Annotated in this window: 19 protein-coding genes and 1 riboswitch; of the genes, 15 read left to right on the forward strand and 4 right to left on the reverse strand. The window is 59.5% G+C overall.

Features of this window, described 5'->3' with window-relative positions:
• Positions 1-61: 61 nt before the first annotated feature.
• The 12 genes from dnaJ (at position 62) to radC (ending at position 9,679) form a co-directional block, all read left to right on the forward strand.
• Positions 62-1,210 (forward strand): molecular chaperone DnaJ, encoded by a 1,149-nt coding sequence (gene dnaJ, locus ACR0K4_RS15315; RefSeq protein WP_480854665.1) that lies wholly within the window; start codon positions 62-64, stop codon positions 1,208-1,210.
• A gap of 171 nt (positions 1,211-1,381) precedes the next feature.
• Positions 1,382-1,488, forward strand: a riboswitch (TPP riboswitch).
• A gap of 44 nt (positions 1,489-1,532) precedes the next feature.
• Positions 1,533-2,336 carry a bifunctional hydroxymethylpyrimidine kinase/phosphomethylpyrimidine kinase gene (gene thiD, locus ACR0K4_RS15320; protein ID WP_480854666.1) on the forward strand — a complete coding sequence of 268 codons (804 nt, stop codon included), beginning with the start codon at positions 1,533-1,535 and terminating at the stop codon, positions 2,334-2,336.
• The gene (locus ACR0K4_RS15325) at positions 2,333-3,310 is read left to right on the forward strand and encodes an FAD-dependent oxidoreductase (protein ID WP_480519817.1); all 978 of its coding nucleotides are present in this window, start codon (positions 2,333-2,335) and stop codon (positions 3,308-3,310) included. The genes thiD and ACR0K4_RS15325 overlap by 4 nt, the downstream gene beginning before the upstream one ends.
• Complete coding sequence (gene thiS, locus ACR0K4_RS15330; RefSeq protein WP_480854667.1) at positions 3,294-3,488, forward strand: sulfur carrier protein ThiS; 195 nt, start codon at positions 3,294-3,296, stop codon at positions 3,486-3,488. Before ACR0K4_RS15325 ends, thiS begins: the two co-directional genes overlap by 17 nt.
• A gap of 2 nt (positions 3,489-3,490) precedes the next feature.
• Positions 3,491-4,255: a thiazole synthase gene (locus ACR0K4_RS15335; RefSeq protein WP_480854668.1), complete on the forward strand. Its 765-nt coding sequence runs from the start codon at positions 3,491-3,493 to the stop codon at positions 4,253-4,255.
• A complete protein-coding gene (locus tag ACR0K4_RS15340; RefSeq protein WP_480854669.1) occupies positions 4,252-4,848 on the forward strand; it encodes a thiamine phosphate synthase in 597 nt (198 codons plus the stop codon). The genes ACR0K4_RS15335 and ACR0K4_RS15340 overlap by 4 nt, the downstream gene beginning before the upstream one ends.
• Positions 4,845-5,810 (forward strand): HesA/MoeB/ThiF family protein, encoded by a 966-nt coding sequence (locus ACR0K4_RS15345; protein ID WP_480854670.1) that lies wholly within the window; start codon positions 4,845-4,847, stop codon positions 5,808-5,810. The genes ACR0K4_RS15340 and ACR0K4_RS15345 overlap by 4 nt, the downstream gene beginning before the upstream one ends.
• A gap of 18 nt (positions 5,811-5,828) precedes the next feature.
• On the forward strand, positions 5,829-6,764 hold the full coding sequence (locus ACR0K4_RS15350; protein WP_480854671.1) for an ABC transporter substrate-binding protein: 936 nt from the start codon (positions 5,829-5,831) through the stop codon (positions 6,762-6,764).
• Entirely contained in the window at positions 6,761-7,435 is a 675-nt protein-coding gene (gene tenA / locus ACR0K4_RS15355; protein ID WP_480854672.1) for a thiaminase II, read from the forward strand. The genes ACR0K4_RS15350 and tenA overlap by 4 nt, the downstream gene beginning before the upstream one ends.
• Positions 7,432-8,157: an ABC transporter ATP-binding protein gene (locus ACR0K4_RS15360; RefSeq protein ID WP_480854674.1), complete on the forward strand. Its 726-nt coding sequence runs from the start codon at positions 7,432-7,434 to the stop codon at positions 8,155-8,157. Before tenA ends, ACR0K4_RS15360 begins: the two co-directional genes overlap by 4 nt.
• Complete coding sequence (locus tag ACR0K4_RS15365; RefSeq protein WP_480854675.1) at positions 8,154-8,888, forward strand: ABC transporter permease; 735 nt, start codon at positions 8,154-8,156, stop codon at positions 8,886-8,888. Before ACR0K4_RS15360 ends, ACR0K4_RS15365 begins: the two co-directional genes overlap by 4 nt.
• A gap of 35 nt (positions 8,889-8,923) precedes the next feature.
• Entirely contained in the window at positions 8,924-9,679 is a 756-nt protein-coding gene (radC, locus tag ACR0K4_RS15370; RefSeq protein ID WP_480854676.1) for a RadC family protein, read from the forward strand.
• 3 nt (positions 9,680-9,682) lie between these two features.
• Here radC and ACR0K4_RS15375 read toward each other — a convergent pair whose 3' ends face one another.
• From ACR0K4_RS15375 to secA, 3 genes are all read right to left on the reverse strand, one after another.
• Positions 9,683-11,239 (reverse strand): phosphate ABC transporter substrate-binding/OmpA family protein, encoded by a 1,557-nt coding sequence (locus ACR0K4_RS15375; protein ID WP_480854677.1) that lies wholly within the window; start codon positions 11,237-11,239, stop codon positions 9,683-9,685.
• A 24-nt stretch (positions 11,240-11,263) separates the two neighbouring features.
• Positions 11,264-12,184, reverse strand: a complete 921-nt coding sequence (locus ACR0K4_RS15380; RefSeq protein WP_480854678.1) for a hypothetical protein — start codon at positions 12,182-12,184, stop codon at positions 11,264-11,266.
• Between the two features lie 100 nt (positions 12,185-12,284).
• Positions 12,285-15,002: a preprotein translocase subunit SecA gene (gene secA, locus ACR0K4_RS15385; RefSeq protein WP_480519841.1), complete on the reverse strand. Its 2,718-nt coding sequence runs from the start codon at positions 15,000-15,002 to the stop codon at positions 12,285-12,287.
• A gap of 176 nt (positions 15,003-15,178) precedes the next feature.
• On the opposite strand from secA, the gene ACR0K4_RS15390 reads away from it, so the two are divergent.
• From ACR0K4_RS15390 to mutT, 3 genes are read left to right on the forward strand one after another with little or no spacing between them, the layout of a single operon-like run.
• Positions 15,179-16,027: a peptidylprolyl isomerase gene (locus ACR0K4_RS15390; protein WP_480519843.1), complete on the forward strand. Its 849-nt coding sequence runs from the start codon at positions 15,179-15,181 to the stop codon at positions 16,025-16,027.
• Between the two features lie 5 nt (positions 16,028-16,032).
• The gene (gene argJ / locus ACR0K4_RS15395) at positions 16,033-17,259 is read left to right on the forward strand and encodes a bifunctional glutamate N-acetyltransferase/amino-acid acetyltransferase ArgJ (RefSeq protein ID WP_480854679.1); all 1,227 of its coding nucleotides are present in this window, start codon (positions 16,033-16,035) and stop codon (positions 17,257-17,259) included.
• A complete protein-coding gene (gene mutT, locus ACR0K4_RS15400; protein WP_223117286.1) occupies positions 17,256-17,654 on the forward strand; it encodes an 8-oxo-dGTP diphosphatase MutT in 399 nt (132 codons plus the stop codon). The genes argJ and mutT overlap by 4 nt, the downstream gene beginning before the upstream one ends.
• Positions 17,655-17,684: 30 nt before the next feature.
• Here the strand turns inward: mutT and ACR0K4_RS15405 are convergent, their stop codons facing one another.
• Positions 17,685-18,083, reverse strand: a complete 399-nt coding sequence (locus ACR0K4_RS15405; RefSeq protein ID WP_480854680.1) for a hypothetical protein — start codon at positions 18,081-18,083, stop codon at positions 17,685-17,687.
• Positions 18,084-18,188 lie beyond the last annotated feature (105 nt).

Below are 18,188 nucleotides of genomic sequence, written 5' to 3' on the forward strand. Positions count from 1 at the left end.
CAATGCGGGCCGGTCCGGACACCGGGCCGGCCCAAATACGTTGAGGCATAAGGAAACACTGATGTCAAAACGCGACTACTATGATGTGCTCGGCGTATCCAAGGGCGCATCGGCGGACGAGATCAAAAAGGGTTTTCGCAAGAAGGCCAAAGAACTGCATCCCGACCGCAACAAAGACAACCCGGATGCCGAGGCGCAGTTCAAAGAGGCTAACGAGGCCTATGACATCCTGCGCGATGCCGACAAAAAAGCGGCTTATGATCGCTTTGGCCATGCCGCCTTTGAAAATGGAACCGGCGGCGGACGTCCCGGTGGCGGTTTTGGCGGGCAGGGTGATTTCTCCAGCGCGTTCTCGGATGTGTTTGACGATCTGTTCGGTGACTTCATGGGTGGCCAGCGGGGTGGCGGTGGTGGACGCCGCGCAGCTCGCGGATCCGACCTTCGCTATAATCTGCGCGTATCGCTGGAAGAGGCGTTCTCGGGCCTACAGAAAACCATCAACGTACCCGCTGCTGTGTCCTGTTCGGCCTGCGATGGCTCGGGCGCGGAAGGCGGTGTTGAACCCACAACCTGCCCGACCTGCTCCGGCATGGGTAAGGTGCGTGCGCAGCAGGGCTTTTTCACGGTTGAACGTACCTGCCCGACCTGCTCGGGACTGGGTCAGATCATCAAGAACCCTTGCACCACCTGTCAGGGTGCCGGTCGGGTGGAAAAAGAACGCGCGCTGTCCGTCAACATCCCCGCCGGTGTCGAAACCGGCACCCGCATCCGGCTGGCGGGCGAGGGCGAAGCTGGAATGCGCGGCGGTCCTCCGGGCGATCTCTACATCTTTGTCGAGGTGTCAGACCACAAACTGTTCGAGCGCGACAGCGTGAACCTCTATTGCCGCGTGCCGGTCAGCATGGCCAAAGCGGCGTTGGGCGGTTCCATAGAAGTGCCGACCATCGATGGCGGTCGCGGTCGCGTGCAAATTCCGGCCGGCAGCCAGTCAGGTCGTCAGATGCGCCTGCGTGGCAAAGGCATGCCCGCCCTGCGCGGCGGTGGCGTGGGTGACATGTTCATCGAACTGGCTGTGGAGACCCCGGTCAATCTGACCAGCCGCCAAAAAGAACTGCTCCGAGAGTTTGAAGATCTGGGTGAAGATAACCACCCGGAGTCCAAAAGTTTTTTCTCCTCCGTAAAGTCCTTTTGGGACGGGATGAAGGGGTAAGGCAGGTGATAGGGGGCTCTGCCCCCGCCGCGGCAAGCCGCGACTCCCCCGGGATATTTTGGGCCAGATGAAGTTTGGATCCCCAGCTTCATCTGGCTACAAATATCCCGGAGCGCGAGGCAGAGCCTCGCAAAAACCACTTGATTCTTTACGCCGCGCCTGAGATGTTCCGCGCAACCGTTGGGGTGCCTTGTTTGCAAGGCTGAGAGGCGTATCGGCGTCAACCCATCGAACCTGATCCGGGCAATTCCGGCGTAGGGAACGGTCTTTTGAACACAGACGTTTTCCATGCGCCGTTGCCCCAGAATGATGGAGCAACGACATGGTGGCTATTGCCCTGACCATTGCAGGATCCGACAGCGGCGGCGGGGCCGGGATACAGGCGGATCTAAAGGCCATGTCGGCGCTGGGCGTTTACGGGGCCAGTGTGATTACGGCTGTTACCGCGCAAAACACTCAGGCCGTGACGGCGGCGCACGGTGTTCCTTTGGATGTGATCTCAGCGCAAATTGATGCGGTTCTGAGCGATCTGGACGTGGGCGCGATCAAGATCGGAATGCTGGCAACGCCCGAGATTATCCAGACAGTGGCTGATCGTATTGCCGGGTTTGAGGGACCGGTGGTGCTTGATCCCGTAATGATTGCGAAATCCGGAGATCCCTTGCTGGTCGAAGACGCTGTTAAGACGCTCAGCGAAGTTCTTCTGCCGTGCGCCAGCGTCCTTACTCCGAACCTGCCCGAGGCGGCGCGTCTGCTTGATGGGGATGAGGCAGCAGGCTGGGTAGAGATGGCCGAGCAGGGCCGCGCGCTTTGCGCAATAGGGGCGCAGGCGGTTCTGATGAAGGGTGGCCATGGGGCAGGGGATGTCTGCCATGACCTTCTGGTGGATGCGTCGGGTTCGGTAACTTCGTTCCAGGCCCTTCGGCAGGACACTCGCAACACCCATGGGACGGGATGCACATTGTCCTCTTCCATTGCGGCAGGGCTTGCCAAGGGCTTGCCTCTGAATGATGCGGTCGCGCAGGCGCATGCGTATCTTCAGGGTGCGATCTCGCAAGCCGATGCGCTGAATATCGGGCGGGGCCATGGGCCAGTGCATCATTTTCATCAGGTTTGGTCCGCGTGACGACATGGTCGATCATAGGGGCCGGGGTGGCCGGGTTGGCAATCGCCAGCGAACTGACGGCGCGTGGCGCAAAGGTGCAGGTCTTCGATCCTGCCGGCCCGCCCGGGCCGCATGGATGTTCCTGGTGGGCCGGGGGCATGTTGGCCCCCTGGTGTGAGTTCGAAAACGCCGAAGAACCTGTACTGCGTCTGGGTAAAACGGCCATCGACTGGTGGGCTGCGCATACGTGTGTGACGCGGCAGGGGACTCTGGTGGTGGCCAATGCGCGCGATCTGCCCGACCTGCGCCGTTTTGCACGTCGGACCGAGGGGTTTTCGGAAGTTGATCGCGGTAAAATCACTAAATTAGAGCCTGATCTGCATGGGTTCGGCAAGGCCCTTCATTTTCCGGATGAAGCTCATCTGGATCCGCGTCAGGCACTTCACGATCTGTATTGCGCACTAAAGGGTAAGGGCGTGGTGTTTCACAAGAAGCTTGCTCCAGCCCAGTTGGAGAACGCTATCGACTGTCGCGGCTTGCATGCGCGTGAGTATCTGCATGATCTGCGCGGTGTGAAGGGTGAGATGCTGGTGATCCGCTGCCCGGACGTTACGCTGACGCGTCCTGTGCGTCTGCTGCATCCCCGGATGCCGCTCTATATCGTGCCGCGTGGGGATGGAATTTATATGCTGGGTGCGACGATGATCGAATCCGAGGATAGCAGCCGGATCACCGCGCGTTCGATGCTGGAACTGCTCAGTGCGGCTTATGCGCTGAACCCTTCGTTCGGAGAAGCCGAAGTGCTGGAGATCGGCGTGGATCTGCGCCCGGCCTTCCCGGACAACCTGCCGCGTATCCGACGTTTGGGTCGGACAATCTATGCCAATGGGCTGTACCGCCATGGGTACCTGCTGGCCCCCGCGCTGGCGCAGGGCGTGGCCGATCTGGCGCTTGAGAACAAACATTCGGAGATGGTCGATGAAGATCGTGCTTAACGGTGAAGCGCGTGAGGTGCAGGCGGAAACGTTGGCCGAGGTGCTGGAGGAATGCGGCTTTTCGGGTCGTGTCGCGACGGCGGTGAACGAAAGCTTCGTGCCCTCAAGTCTGCGCATCGCTCATCAACTGACCGATGGCGACCGGGTTGAGGTCGTCTCACCGATGCAGGGGGGCTGAGGATGAAAAGGTTTTTCGGCACCGAACTGCCCAACCCGCTGATGCTGGGCACCGCGCAATATCCCAGCCCCGCCATTCTGGAACAGGCGTTTCGCGACAGTGGCGCGGGCGTGGCCACGGTGTCTCTGCGGCGTGAATCCGGGGCAGGGCAGACCTTTTGGCAGATGATTCAGGACCTTGGCGTGTTGATCCTGCCCAACACCGCCGGGTGCCACACGGTGAAGGAGGCGGTGACCACAGCGCAGATGGCGCGAGAGGTGTTTGATACCAACTGGATCAAGCTGGAACTGATCGGCCACACCGACAGCCTGCAACCGGATGTGTTCCAACTGGTCGAGGCTGCGCGCATTCTGACCGAGGATGGGTTTCAGGTCTTTCCCTATACCACCGACGATCTGATCGTGGGGGAACGCCTGCTTGCGGCCGGGTGCGAGGTGCTGATGCCTTGGGGCGCGCCGATTGGATCGGGGCGGGGGCTGAACAACGAATACGCCCTGCGTGCGATGCGGGCGGAGTTTCCCGACATACCGCTGGTGATCGACGCAGGTATAGGCCTGCCCAGCCATGCCGCGCACGCGATGGAGCTGGGCTATGACGCGGTGCTGCTGAACACCGCCGTGGCCCGCGCCGGAGACCCCGCGATGATGGCCCGCGCCATGATGCGCGCGATTGAGGCCGGGCAACTGGCCTATCAGGCCGACCCGATCGAGGCGCGGGATATGGCCGAACCCTCAACCCCTGTGATCGGAAAGGCCTTTCTGTCATGACGTTGGATCGTTTCTATCCGATCTTTGATCACTCGGACTGGTTGCGGCGAATGCTGCCTTTGGGTGTGAAGCTGGTGCAACTGCGTATCAAGGACCAGCCCGAGGATGTGGTGCGCGACCAGATTGCCACCTCGCGCGATCTGTGCCGGGACCATGGCGCGGTGCTGGTGGTGAACGACTATTGGCAACAGGCGATTGATCTGGGCTGCGACTGGATTCATCTGGGGCAGGAGGATCTGGACGATGCCGATCTGAAAGCCATCCGCAAGGCGGGGCTTAAACTGGGCGTATCCACTCATGACGATGATGAGCTTGAGCGGGTGTTGGCCATGGACCCGGATTATGTCGCGCTGGGCCCGGTCTATCCGACCATCCTGAAAAAGATGAAATGGCATCAGCAGGGTCTGCCGCGCGTCACCGAATGGAAGGCGTGCGTGGGTAATATCCCTCTGGTCGGGATCGGCGGGATCAGCGTGGAACGCGCACCTGGCGTGTTGCAGGCGGGGGCGGATATCGTCTCGGTCGTCACGGATATCACCCTGAACGACGACCCCGAGGCGCGGGTGCGTCAGTGGATCGAGGTCACCAGATGAGCCGCTATGCCCGCCAGACGTTGCTGCCTGAAATAGGCTCCGAGGGACAGGCCCGCCTGTCGACAGCGCGGGTTCTCGTTGTGGGGGCCGGAGGGCTGGCTGCGCCGGTCTTGCCATTGCTGACCGGGGCAGGCGTCGGGCGGATCACGATTGTGGATGGTGATACGGTCGATCTGTCAAATCTGCATCGCCAGACTTTGTTTGCCGAGGTGGATTGCGGTCAGCCCAAAGCCGAGATCGCGGCGGATCGGTGTCGCGCCCTGAATGGTGAGGTGGATGTCACCGGTCAAAAACAGGCTCTAACAAGTGAAAATGCCAGTAATATGGTGACGCAAGCAGACGTAATCCTCGATTGCGCCGACAGCTATGCGGCCAGCTATATCCTGTCGGATACTTGTCTAGCGCAGGGCAAACCGTTGATCAGTGCCTCGGTTCTGGGTCTGTCGGGTTATGTCGGTGGGTTCTGTGGCGGGGCTCCGTCGCTACGCGCTCTGTTTCCGGATGCGCCGGAGAGCGGGGCCAGTTGCGCCACGGCGGGCGTTCTAGGTCCGGTGGTTGGAACCATCGGTGCGATGCAGGCGCAAATGGCACTGAACCTGCTTTTGGGCATCGGCCCGTCGCCTCTGGGTCAGATGGTGCAATATGATGGCCGCACCCTGCGCAGCAGCAGTTTCCGTTTTGACAATGCGCCCGAGCCGAGCAGCTGTTTCCGCTTCCTCTCTGCCAGTCAACTGACGGCAGAGGATCAGATCATTGAACTGCGGGGCGCTGACGAAGCACCGACTCCTGTGCACCCCGCTGCACAGCGCATCTCACCTGAACAGTTGAATAAAATAGCGTCTAACAATGGTAGAAGACTGGCCCTGTGCTGTGCCACCGGCCTGCGCGCGTGGCGCGCGGCTGAACAGATTGAACCGGATTGGCCGGGCGAGATTGTCCTCGTCGCGGCCTCAACCTCGTGAAAAAAGGAAACGCGAGCTATGAAGAAACTGATCGCCGCAATTGCCTTGCTGGCCGCCGCGCCCGCTTGGGCCGAGGACAAGATGACCGTTCTGCTGGACTGGTTCATCAACCCCGATCACGGCCCGATCATCGTAGCGCAGGAAAATGGCTATTTCGCCGAGCAAGGTCTTGAGGTCGAAATCGTCCCGCCTGCCGACCCGTCCGCTCCGCCCCGTCTGGTCGCCGCCGGTCAGGCCGATCTGGCAGTGTCCTACCAGCCGCAACTGCACCTGCAAATCCACGAGGGCCTGCCGCTGAAACGCGTCGGCACGCTGGTTGCCACGCCGCTGAACTGTCTTCTGGTTCTGGAAGACGGCCCAATCCAATCGCTGGCCGACCTGCGTGGTAAGAAGATTGGTTTCTCGGTTGCCGGTGTCGAAGAGGCGATCCTCACCACATTGCTGGGCCAGCATGATATCGGTCTGGATGAGATCGAGATGATCAACGTCAACTTCTCATTGTCGCCCTCGCTGATGACCAAACAGGTCGATGCCGTGATCGGTGCGTTCCGCAATTTTGAGCTGAACCAGATGGATATCGAAGGCGTCGCGGGTCGGTGCTTTTATATCGAAGAGGAAGGCATCCCCTCATATGACGAGCTGATCTATGTCGCCAACCCTGAAACCATGGACGCGGACAAGGTGGCGCGTTTTCTGGCCGCGACCGAAAAAGCGACCCAGTATATCGTGAACAACCCGGAAAAAAGCTGGGAGATCTTCTCGGCCACGTCGCCTGAGCTGCAGGACGAGCTGAACGCGCGCGCGTGGGTTGACACGCTGCCCCGGTTCGCCTTGCGTCCGGCGGGTTTTGATGCGGGCCGGTATGCAAGGTTCGAGCAGTTCCTGAAGGACAGCGGCATGATCGACAGCTTGAACCCGGTCAGTGACATCGCCATCGACGTGACCGCGCAATGAGCGGATATGGCAAAGCCTTCGCCCTGATGCGAGATGCCGCGCAGGGCCCGTGGCGGGATTACACCCGCCACGCCTTTGTCGAAGGGCTGAAGGACGGCACGCTCCCGCGCGCGGCGTTCCTGCATTACTTGCGGCAGGATTATGTGTTCCTGATCCACTTTTCCCGCGCCTGGGCGCTGGCGGTGGTGAAGTCCGAGACTCATTCGGAAATGCTGACCGCGGTGGGTACTGTCAACGCGCTGGTGGCCGAAGAGATGCAACTGCATATCGGTATCTGCAAAGCGGCAGGGATATCTCAAGAGGAATTGTTCGCGACGCCGGAACGGGCCGAGAATTTGGCCTATACGCGGTTTGTGCTCGAGGCCGGATACAGTGGCGATCTGCTGGACCTGCTTGCAGCGCTTGCGCCCTGCGTGATGGGTTATGGCGAGATCGGTGCGCGACTCGCGAGTGAGGCGAGCTCGGACACCTATCGGGACTGGATCAACACCTATGCCGGTGAAGATTACCAAGGCGCGTGTAACGCGGTCGGAGAATTGCTTGATCAGGCTCTAACACGTCGCATCGGGGCGGATTTCGAAGCCTCACCGCGCTGGGATCGTCTTTGCCAGACTTTCCACACCGCGACCGAGCTTGAGGTCAATTTCTGGCAAATGGGCCTGACCCCATGACCTCTGCGCCCGATCTGACCATCAGCGGTACGGCCACCATCGACGGCGCGACCTTGTTCGCGCCGTTGACCCTGACTCTTGGGTCGGGGCACTGGACCTGCCTGCTGGGCGGATCGGGCGTAGGGAAAACCACGATTCTGCGGTTGATTGCCGGGCTGGAAACCGGGGCTGACTTCCGCGGCCAGATCACAGCGAGCGATGGAGAGCCTGTGCCCGAGCGCGTGGCTTATATGGCGCAGGACGATTTGTTGCTGCCTTGGGCGACGGTTACGCAGAACGTCTCGCTGGGCGCGCGCTTGCGGGGTGAAACCGTTGACCTGGCCCGCCGGGACCGGCTGATCGAGCGGATGCGTCTGCAGGATCACCTGACCAAGAAACCGGCTGAGCTTTCGGGAGGTCAGCGGCAACGCGTGGCCCTTGCTCGCACGCTGATGGAGGACCGCCCCATCGTGCTGCTGGACGAGCCCTTTTCAGCGCTCGACGCCCGCACCCGTGCCGACATGCAGGATTTGGCGGCCGAGGTACTGCAGGGCCGCACTGTTCTGCTGGTCACCCACGATCCGGCCGAGGCCGCGCGTCTGGGCCAATCCATCGTGGTGATGACTGAGCAGGGTTTGACCCCGTGCGATCCGCCTTCGGCCCCCGCGCCGCGCCATGTGGATGATCTTGAAACGCTGGAAACACAAGGCGCATTGCTCAAGCTGCTGCGAGAAGCCGCATGAAACTGCTCTCGGGACTTGCGGCAACGGTGTTTGCGCTGGCCATCTGGCAGGCGATTGTCAGTCTGACAGGGCTGCCAAAATTCATCCTGCCCGGTCCCGCGCTGGTGGCCGAGACATGGTGGCAGAACCGCTGGCTGATTGCCGAACACACTTGGATCACGGCGGTTGAAGTGGTCATCGGTCTGGCCGTCGGAACCGTTTTGGGCGTGGTGACGGCGTTGCAACTGGCCAATTCACGCGCCGCGCGGGTGTTAGTGCAGCCTATGCTGGTGTTCACGCAGGCGCTGCCGGTCTTTGCATTGGCCCCGCTGCTGACCCTGTGGCTGGGCTATGGGCTTTGGTCCAAGGTCGCGATGGCGGTTCTGATTATTTATTTTCCGATTACTTCGTCCTTTTTTGATGGGCTGATGCGGACGCCTGCGGGCTATCTGGACCTTGCCCGCACCATGCAAGCGAGCCCGCGCGCGGTTTTGTGGCATATCCGTATCCCGGCGGCCCTGCCCTCGCTGGCTTCGGGGATGCGCTTGGCGGCGGTTTATGCGCCGATTGGGGCCGTGATCGGCGAATGGGTCGGATCTTCGCAAGGGTTGGGTTACCTGATGCTGCTGGCCAATGGCCGCGCCAAGACCGATCTGATGTTCGCCGCGATGCTGACGCTGGGCGTGTTCTCGATTGTGCTGCATATGATGGTCCGCCGCGCCACAGCGCGCATGGCGGGTGAGACACGTTAACCAGTTGGAAACCGAATCTGCGTCAAGGTGGGTCCATGACACAGGACGCCTTTGCCGAAGCCCCCATGCTGTTTGACACGGACGAAGCGCCCGCGCAGCCGCTGCCCTCTGGTCGATTGCCCTCCTATATCAAAGACCACCGCAAGCGGCTGCGCGAAAGGTTCATGTCAGGGGGCGCAACTGCGATGCCCGATTATGAACTGTTGGAGCTGGTGCTGTTCCGTTCCATCCCCCGGCAGGATGTGAAACCTTTAGCGCGAGCGTTGATGGACACGTTCGGCGATTTTAACCGTGTGCTGACCGCGCCCGAGGAGCGGCTGCGGCAGACTAAAGGGGTTGGCGATACGGTCATCACCGATCTGAAAATCCTTGAGGCCTGCGCACACCGCATGGCCCGCGCAAGGGTGATGCAAAGGCATGTGATCTCGGGCTGGGATGCGCTGCTGGATTATTGTCACACCACCATGGCGCATCGCGAGATCGAGCAATTCAGGGTGTTCTATCTGGATCGCAAGAACGTGCTGATCGCGGATGAAGAACAGGCCAAGGGCACGGTGGACCACGTCCCTGTCTACCCGCGCGAAGTGGCGAAACGGGCGCTGGAACTGAATGCATCGGCCTTGATTTTAGTGCACAATCATCCGTCCGGTGACCCCACTCCGTCACAGTCGGATGTTGATATGACCAACCGGATACAGGATGCCTGTTCGGCCCTTGGGCTGACGCTGCATGACCATCTGATTATCGGTAAATCGACCGAGTTGAGTTTTCGGTCGCAGGGGTATTTGTAGTGGTCACTGCACCCAGATTTCGACCCTGCGGTTGGTTCTGCGCCCCCATTCGGTGTCGTCGCAGGCCATCGGCATCGCTTCACCAAATCCATCGGCTGCCATGTCCAGGCTGGCTGGCAGGGCGGTTTCGACTGCGGCCAACACTGCGTTCCGTACTGTCTGGGCGCGACGCAATGCAATACGCGTATTTGCAGCGGCAGCGCCATCCCCATCGCTGAATCCGACAAAAAGAACCTTCTGCACGCCCAAAGTACCGCTCTCCAATGCTTGCGACAGCTGAAGGATATTTGACCGGGATTGCGCATCGGGACGCGAGGAGCCCGGCTCGAACCGGACTGACAGGGACAGGCGTTCCATGGGTCGCAAGATTTCGATCATGCGTTGCACTTCTTCCAAGCCCACCTCAGTGGCACCTGTTGTGATTGCATTGGCCAGCCTGTCGCCCTGCGCCTCAAGCGCAGTGGTTTCGGTTGCCTGATCGACGAAACCTGCCTGCCGAATGACCTTTTGCGCCGCGCCGCTTAAGGAAAAGGCCAGAAACTGACGTGCAACACGCGGGAGTCGTCGATGAGGCAGATAGAGGAACATGGGCGATGTCAGCGGATAATCTTCGGTTTTGACCGCGTGCCGGTTTGCAGACAAGGCATGACCGCAGCCGCCAGCCAAAGGAAGCGCCCGCGCATCGGCAGCCTCGGCGTGACTGGCGATTCCGATCGCGAATGGGTCTTCGGCCACAGCCTGAATTAAATCGCTGCTGCGGGGGTGCCGAATAATGTGCTCATGTAAAGCTAAGCCGGCGGGGCGCATCAACCGGTCTTCCACCGCCTGCGACAGTCCGGACCCGGCAGGTGGCAGATGCAATGAAATCGGTGCATCCGGCCCACCAAGCTGTGCCCAATTGTCAATCTCGGAGGCAAAAACACGTGTCAGATCGGTCGGCGAAATCTGCCGCACCGGATTGTCCGGCGACACAACGGGGACCATTGCATCCAACGCCAGGACGCGTGAACGCCGCGCCTTGGTCAAATCGCCAAGCCCCGCATTGCGGGTCATCTCCTGTTCTTGGGGACGAATTTCGCGCTGAGCCAATACGATATCCGACGTCATGTCGGCCAAAGCGGAAAACCCATTCGCGGTATCTGTCGCGTGAAGTGTCAACCGTGCCAGAGGTGCGTTTCGGTCCGGTTGGTACAAAGCATAAATCTGCACGGCGTCTGATGGGCTCGACGTTTCGACGGTCAGGTTTTCCTGCGCCGCGAAGCCTTGAACAAGCGCAGGCATCAGAGATTCGGCCATGATCGATGAGCCGGCAAAACGGATATCTGCGACGAAATCGGTCAGGTTTGGACAGGCCGGTCCATCGCAGGTCACGCCCGAGCCATCTACCGTCAGTTCGCCAAACTGGGTCTGAACGCGGTAAAACTCTCCGTCATAACCAAGCAATGTGCCGATCACCTCGACCTTGCCGTCATGGGAGGTCAGAGAGATATCTTGTGCCGCCGCCGGATGAGCGATGTATGCGCTGAACAGCGCGGCCAATGCCGCACGAGCTACAGTCATTATGAACCGATGCGTTGCCTGTTATTACTTTGCTGCGATTGTCAGGTCTTGGAACAGATTATTCAACACCAGAAAATCCCCGACCGCGCTGCAATCCGGAAAATTAAGGGTGGTTTCCTGGGTTTCCAGGCGTTGATTGGCCTGCAGTTGCAGAGACAACACATCCAGATCCTGCCCACAATTGGCGGCGGTCACTTCGGCCTCGACCGACAGTTCGATCGCGCCAGACTGTGATGCGCGTTGATTTGGGAAGGAATAGACTTGGATGTTACGCGCCATATTGGTTTCGCCGAACCCCAAATGGATCACCGATCCTGCACCTGCCGATTCCGATCCTGACCAGACATGGCCGTCGTCACCGTAACCCGCCCCAAATTCCAGCGCGTGCAGCTGAAGCTCGGTTTCACCGCGCCATTGCAATGCGACACGGTCATACATTCCGATGTCGCGAACATGGGTTGTGGCAACGGTCCCTTTTTGATCACCCAGCGAGATCAGAAAGATCGCATATTCGGACAGTGCCGGAACAGTGATGTCCAGATGTCCGCGTGTATCGGTCATGGCTGAGAAGACCAGACCGCTGTGATGAATCTCAATCGAGTCGTCGGTATGGCAGGGCGCTTTGATCTGCAGTTGAACAGATGCACCGGGCTTGGGCATTGCCCTTGCCGTCACGTTGCAGGTCGCCGCATCGCGCGGTTTGAGCGATGTGGGTAACGTCGATTTTCGCAACTGATTTGTACGGGTCTGGTCGGGTGAAGACGATGTCAGCACGACATCTTCCAGACCAGCCAAGGCTGTATCTTCGGTCGAGGCGATTGCCACGCCGGTTGCGACGGGATCGGCCTTGGGTCTCAAAGCCGTCTCGTTCTGCATCAAATATCCGATGGCCAGGGCGCAGGCAACAGTACCGCCCGTGGTCACGTAGTTCTTTATTACAAACAAGACACCCTCCCCAGTTGAAGGAGCGAGTCGTACATTGTCGCCGAATCGAGGCCAATATGTGGCCGACAGACGGACTCATTGTGACTTAGTTCACATAACGTTAGGTCAACCTGCCGTGACAATGTTTGAATTTCTTGCCTGAACCGCAGGGGCATTTGTCATTGCGCGACGGGTTTCCCCAGGTCTCGGGGTCGTCTTCGACAAAGCCGGGGCGCGGGTCGCCCGAGGCTTCGGCCTCGGCCAGTGCTTCGGCCTGATCGGTGGCCTGTTCGACCGCTTTCTGACTTGCAGCCTGTTGCGCGGCCATCTGCGCCAGCATTTCCTTTTGCTCTTCCTCGGTCAGTGGACGCACGCGCGACAGCTGCTGTGTCACCGTCTCGCGCAGACCGTCCAGCATGGATTCAAACAGCTGGAAGCTTTCGTTTTTGTATTCATTCAGCGGGTCGCGCTGTGCATAGCCCCGGAAACTGACGACCGAGCGCAAATGCTCCAGCGTCAGCAGGTGTTCGCGCCATTTTCCGTCGATGGTCTGCAGCAACACCTGTTTTTCGATGTTGCGCATGTTCTCGGGGCCAAAGGCGACGGCCTTTTGTGCCATCATTTCGTCCGCAGCCTTGACCAGACGCTCGCGCACTTGCTCATCATCCACGCCTTCCTCGGCGGCCCATTCCTGAACCGGCGCGTCAATGGTCAGCTTGTCCTTGACCGCTTCGTGCAGACCATCGGTATCCCATTGGTCGGCATAAGATTTCGGCGGCATGTACTCATCGATCAGATCGTCGATCACCTGCTCGCGCATGTCTGACACGATCTCGGACAGATCATCTGTGGACATGATTTCGCGCCGCTGGCTGAAGATCACCTTGCGCTGATCGTTCATCACGTCATCGAACTTCAAGACGGTCTTGCGCATGTCGAAGTTGCGCCCCTCGACCTTGGACTGCGCACGCTCCAGAGATTTGTTGACCCAGGGGTGAATGATTGCCTCGCCTTCTTTCATCCCCAAAGTGGTCAGAACCTTGTCCAACCGTTCGGAGCCAAAAATGCGCATCAAATCGTCTTCCAGGCTCAGGTAAAAGACAGTGCGGCCCGGATCACCCTGACGGCCGGACCGACCCCGCAGCTGGTTGTCGATGCGGCGGCTTTCGTGGCGTTCTGACGCCATGACGTAAAGCCCGCCGGCTTCGAGCACTTTTTCCTTCTCCTCGGCATGGCGCGCTTCTTCCTTGGTGCGCAGTTCCGAGGGATCTGCTTCGGGATTCTCGGCCAGCGCCCGCAGCACTTTCATTTCTACATTGCCGCCCAACTGAATGTCTGTGCCGCGCCCGGCCATGTTGGTTGCGATGGTGACGGCCCCGAACCGGCCGGCATCGGCTACGATCTGCGCCTCCTGCTCGTGCTGACGCGCATTCAGAACGTTATGCTCAATGCCTTCCTTGGTCAGAAGCTGGCTCAGCAATTCAGATTTTTCGATGGACGTGGTTCCCAGCAGAACCGGTTGACCTTTTTCCTGCGCTTTCTTGGTCTCCGAGATCATCGCACCATACTTTTCGACGGCGGTGCGATAGACTTGGTCGTCTTCATCCTCACGGGCAATTGGTTTGTTGGTCGGAACCTCAACCACGCCAAGCCCGTAGATTTCGGCAAATTCTTCAGCCTCGGTCAGCGCGGTGCCGGTCATTCCGCCCAGCTTGTCATAAAGCCGGAAGTAATTCTGGAAGGTCACGCTGGCCAGCGTCACGTTTTCGGGCTGAATCTGTACGCCTTCCTTGGCTTCGATGGCCTGGTGCAGGCCCTCGGACAGGCGGCGGCCCGGCATCATGCGACCCGTGAATTCGTCGATCAGCACCACGTTACCGTCACGCACGATGTAATCCTTGTCGCGCTGGAACAGCTTGTGCGCGCGCAGACCCTGATTGACGTGGTGCACAACAGTGGTGCTTTCGGGATCGTAGAGCGAATGCCCCTCTTCGATAAGACCGGCTGCCTGCAGCTGGCTTTCCAGAAACTCGTTGCCTTCGTCGGTGAAGGTCACATTTCGGGTTTTTTCGTCCAGCGTAAAATGGTCTTCGCCCAGAGTGGGGATCAGCGCATCGATCGATGTGTAAAGCTCGGATCGGTCCTCGGATGGGCCCGAGATAATCAGCGGCGTACGGGCTTCATCGATCAGGATCGAATCCACTTCGTCCACAATCGCGTAATTGTGGTGCTTCTGGTAAACCTGATCCAGTTCGGCTTTCATATTGTCGCGCAGATAGTCGAAGCCCAGCTCATTGTTGGTGGCATAGGTGATGTCACAGGAATAAGCCGCCATCTTTTCTGCATCAGGCTGACCCGACCAGATCACGCCAGTGGTCATGCCCACGGCAGCAAATACCTTGCCCATCCATTCCGAGTCGCGCTTGGCCAGGTATTCGTTCACCGTGACGATATGCACGCCCTTGCCGGTCAGCGCGTTCAGATAGGCAGGAAGGGTCGCGACCAAGGTCTTGCCTTCACCCGTCTTCATTTCCGAGATGTTGCCCTGATGCAGGAACACGCCCCCCATCAGCTGCACGTCAAAGGCCCGCAGACCCAGCGCACGACGACCGCCCTCGCGCACATTGGCAAAGGCTTCGGGCAGCAGATCATCCAGACTTTCGCCATCCAGCGCCCGTTTGCGCAGCTCGGCGGTCTTTTCGATCAGCCCCTCATCGGTCAGTTTCTCGAACTCGGGTTCCAGCGCGTTGATCTTGTCGATCAATGGGCGTGTCGCCTTGATCTTGCGGTCGTTCGGTGTTCCGAACACCTTTTTGGCGAGCGTTCCGAGTCCCAGCATGTTCACTCCAGCGGATCTGTTCTTGTCTTGGTTGCGACAGGCTTGCCCACCTTGCGCGCAACCCATAGATACGGGGGGTGAAAGGCGGCCCTGTCCAAGGCTTCAAAGCGATGTAAGCGGCAGGTTCTGAAGTGTCAACGCTGCGCCCCGTCGCGGCAAAGAAATAGGATGATTCCATGCCCAAAGGCCTCACTTTTCTTCCATCGCTGGTCATAACCGCCGCGATGGCCCTGCCGCTTGCCGCTCAAACCGCGCCCGATGCGTCGACGGTTGTGGCGCGTGTGAACGGGGACGAGATCACGTTGGGTCACGTTATCGCCACCGCGACGACATTGCCGCCGCAGTATCAGCAGCTTGAAGACGACGTGCTATATGATTTCATCCTCGAACAACTGGTTCAGCAGCATCTGCTTAGCCTTGAGCAGGAGAACCTGAACACGCTGAATGCATTGCGGCTGGAAAATGAAACCCGGTCCCTGCGCGCGGTTCAGACGGTCGAAGAGATCACCGCCGCCACCGTGACGGACGATGCCATTCAGGCCGCCTATGATGCGCAATTCGCAGGTTTCGAGGGCGCGGATGAGTTTGATGCCAGCCATATCCTTGTCGCGACCGAAGAAGAGGCCAAGGAAATCAAGGCGCAGCTGGATGGCGGAGCTGATTTTGCCGAGCTTGCGAAAGAGAGATCCACCGGCCCGTCCGGACCTAACGGGGGCGCGTTGGGTTGGTTCGGCAAGGGACAGATGGTGCCTCCGTTTGAGGCGGCCGTTCTTGAGCTGGAGAAAGGCCAGATCTCGGACCCGGTGCAGACCCAATTCGGCTGGCATGTGCTGATCCTGAATGACAAACGCAAATCGCAGGCCCCGGATCTGGCGGCCGTACGCGAGGAACTGGCACAAACTCTGCGGCAAGAGGCGATTCAGACCAAAATTGATGAATTGACCCAGCAGGCTCAGATCGAACGCCCAGCGCTGGAAGGTGCAGGCCCCGAGATCATGCGCCAGATCGAATTGCTGCAGGAGTAACCCCCGTGGCGACGATCACCAAGGTTTCCCCGCTGGCCCCGGCGAGCTTTCCCGAATTGCCCGCCATCGACGGCGTGCGCTTTGCGACGGTCGCGGCGGGCGTCCGCTATCAGGGCCGCACCGATGTGATGCTGGCCGTACTGGACCCTGGCACCTCGGTAGCCGGGGTATTCACCCGGTCCGCCACCCGCGCGGCCCCGGTGCTGGATTGTCAGGACAAGATCGGCGGGCCGTCAGGGGGGCCCGCGGCGATCCTTGTGAACTCTGGCAACGCCAATGCTTTCACGGGTCATTTCGGGCAGACCTCGGTGGCCGAGGTAACGCAGGCTGTCGCCACGGCGACTGGCGTGCCGGTCGAGCGTGTGTTTACCTCATCCACCGGCGTGATCGGCGAGCCACTGCCACACGACCGCATCGTGTCGCAGCTTGAGGCGCTGAAATCGGGCCTCAGCCGCTACGCCATCGAAGACGCGGCGCGCGCCATCATGACCACTGATACCTTCCCGAAAGGAGCCAGCGCGCAGGTCGAGATCGACGGCAAAACAGTCTCTATTGCAGGGATTTCGAAGGGGTCCGGCATGATCGCACCCGACATGGCGACGATGCTGGTCTATATCTTCACCGATGCGCAGGTCGACCAATCCGCCCTGCAAACGATGCTGGGCGCGCAGACAGGTCGCACCTTCAACTGCATCACCGTGGACAGCGACACCTCGACCTCGGACAGCCTTCTTCTTTGTGCCACCGGAGCCTCTGGCGTCGATGCCACCGGCAATGCTGCCTTCGAGCAGGCGCTTGAAACGGTGATGCTGGACCTCGCGCAGCAAGTGGTGCGCGACGGTGAAGGGGCCACGAAATTCGTAGAAATTCGTGTGACCGGAGCTGCCACGGATTCCGACGCCAAAACCCACGGGCTTGCCATCGCCAATTCTCCTTTGGTCAAAACCGCCATCGCGGGCGAAGACCCAAACTGGGGCCGTATCGTCATGGCCATCGGCAAGTCCGGAGCCGCCGCTGATCGCGACCGCCTGAGCATCTCTTTCGGAGACATCCTCGTCGCCGAAAAAGGTTGGGTTAGTCCCGATTACAGCGAAGACGCCGCCGCCGCCTATATGAAAGGTCAGGACTTGGTAATCGCCGTCGATCTGGGCTTGGGTGAGGGCGCATCCACCGTTTGGACCTGCGACTTGACCCACGGCTATATCGAGATCAACGCGGATTATCGCTCGTGAAAACTGTATTAGTGTCTGCTGTGGCTCTGATCGACATCGAGGGCCGCGTCTTGCTGGCCCAACGCCCCGAGGGCAAATCTATGGCCGGTCTGTGGGAATTCCCCGGCGGCAAAATCGAGCCCGGCGAAACCCCCGAAGCCGCCCTGATCCGCGAACTGCACGAGGAACTGGGTATCGACACCTGGGCCTCCTGCCTCGCGCCCCTGACCTTCGCCAGCCACAGCTACGACGATTTCCACCTGCTGATGCCGCTGTACGCCTGCCGCAAGTGGGAGGGCATCCCGCAGTCGAAAGAGGGTCAGGCACTGAAATGGGTGCGCGCGAATGACCTGCGGAATTATCCAATGCCAGCGGCGGATGTGCCTTTGATTCCGATTTTGCGGGATTGGCTCTAGAGCCTCAAAAGCCGCTACGCAAGCACCGGGTTACTCAATGCGTGTCACCGACAATTTGAGATACCCAACCGGAGTATTTGCGCCATTTCTGACAAAATCTGCGTCTGCAGCATCAAATATTGAAAACGTGTTGACGCTTTTTCCATATTGAATAATCGCGTGCCTGTTTTCATTGATGAACTGAAACTTGCCTGCACTCTTTACGATCTGGAAGAAAACGATATTGCGCCCTGGCCTTAGAGTGCTTTCAAAGTCTCCCATAGCAACCTTGCAATCCGCAGACTCTTCGCAAGTAAACCGAAAAACAACTTCATCGTCTTCAACTTTAATATGCCCCTGGATCAGTACCTCCGAGGGTTGCTCTGCAACTGCCCCTGATCCCGTGAGCAAGCTCAATATGAACAAAAACCTATAGATGGTGCTGGTCATCAACTTGCCTAATTAATTGCCTAAAACACACATGCGGTAGAGGTCGCACATATCACCTGCCTCGCCAAGCGAGGTCTTGTAAACCGTTCAATCCTCAGGAACACT

It is taken from the genome of Ruegeria sp. K11 (assembly GCF_056531905.1).

Excerpts from the sequence above, each read along its gene's own strand:
- tenA (WP_480854672.1), top strand. The coding sequence starts at position 6,761 with ATGAGCGGATATGGCAAAGCCTTCGCCCTGATGCGAGATGCCGCGCAG.
- ACR0K4_RS15405 (WP_480854680.1), bottom strand. The coding sequence starts at position 18,083 with ATGACCAGCACCATCTATAGGTTTTTGTTCATATTGAGCTTGCTCACG.
- ACR0K4_RS15335 (WP_480854668.1), top strand. The coding sequence starts at position 3,491 with ATGAAAAGGTTTTTCGGCACCGAACTGCCCAACCCGCTGATGCTGGGC.
- ACR0K4_RS15360 (WP_480854674.1), top strand. The coding sequence starts at position 7,432 with ATGACCTCTGCGCCCGATCTGACCATCAGCGGTACGGCCACCATCGAC.
- secA (WP_480519841.1), bottom strand. The coding sequence starts at position 15,002 with ATGCTGGGACTCGGAACGCTCGCCAAAAAGGTGTTCGGAACACCGAAC.
- ACR0K4_RS15390 (WP_480519843.1), top strand. The coding sequence starts at position 15,179 with ATGCCCAAAGGCCTCACTTTTCTTCCATCGCTGGTCATAACCGCCGCG.
- radC (WP_480854676.1), top strand. The coding sequence starts at position 8,924 with ATGACACAGGACGCCTTTGCCGAAGCCCCCATGCTGTTTGACACGGAC.
- ACR0K4_RS15345 (WP_480854670.1), top strand. The coding sequence starts at position 4,845 with ATGAGCCGCTATGCCCGCCAGACGTTGCTGCCTGAAATAGGCTCCGAG.
- dnaJ (WP_480854665.1), top strand. The coding sequence starts at position 62 with ATGTCAAAACGCGACTACTATGATGTGCTCGGCGTATCCAAGGGCGCA.
- ACR0K4_RS15350 (WP_480854671.1), top strand. The coding sequence starts at position 5,829 with ATGAAGAAACTGATCGCCGCAATTGCCTTGCTGGCCGCCGCGCCCGCT.
- thiS (WP_480854667.1), top strand. The coding sequence starts at position 3,294 with ATGAAGATCGTGCTTAACGGTGAAGCGCGTGAGGTGCAGGCGGAAACG.
- ACR0K4_RS15375 (WP_480854677.1), bottom strand. The coding sequence starts at position 11,239 with ATGACTGTAGCTCGTGCGGCATTGGCCGCGCTGTTCAGCGCATACATC.
- ACR0K4_RS15365 (WP_480854675.1), top strand. The coding sequence starts at position 8,154 with ATGAAACTGCTCTCGGGACTTGCGGCAACGGTGTTTGCGCTGGCCATC.
- ACR0K4_RS15340 (WP_480854669.1), top strand. The coding sequence starts at position 4,252 with ATGACGTTGGATCGTTTCTATCCGATCTTTGATCACTCGGACTGGTTG.
- thiD (WP_480854666.1), top strand. The coding sequence starts at position 1,533 with ATGGTGGCTATTGCCCTGACCATTGCAGGATCCGACAGCGGCGGCGGG.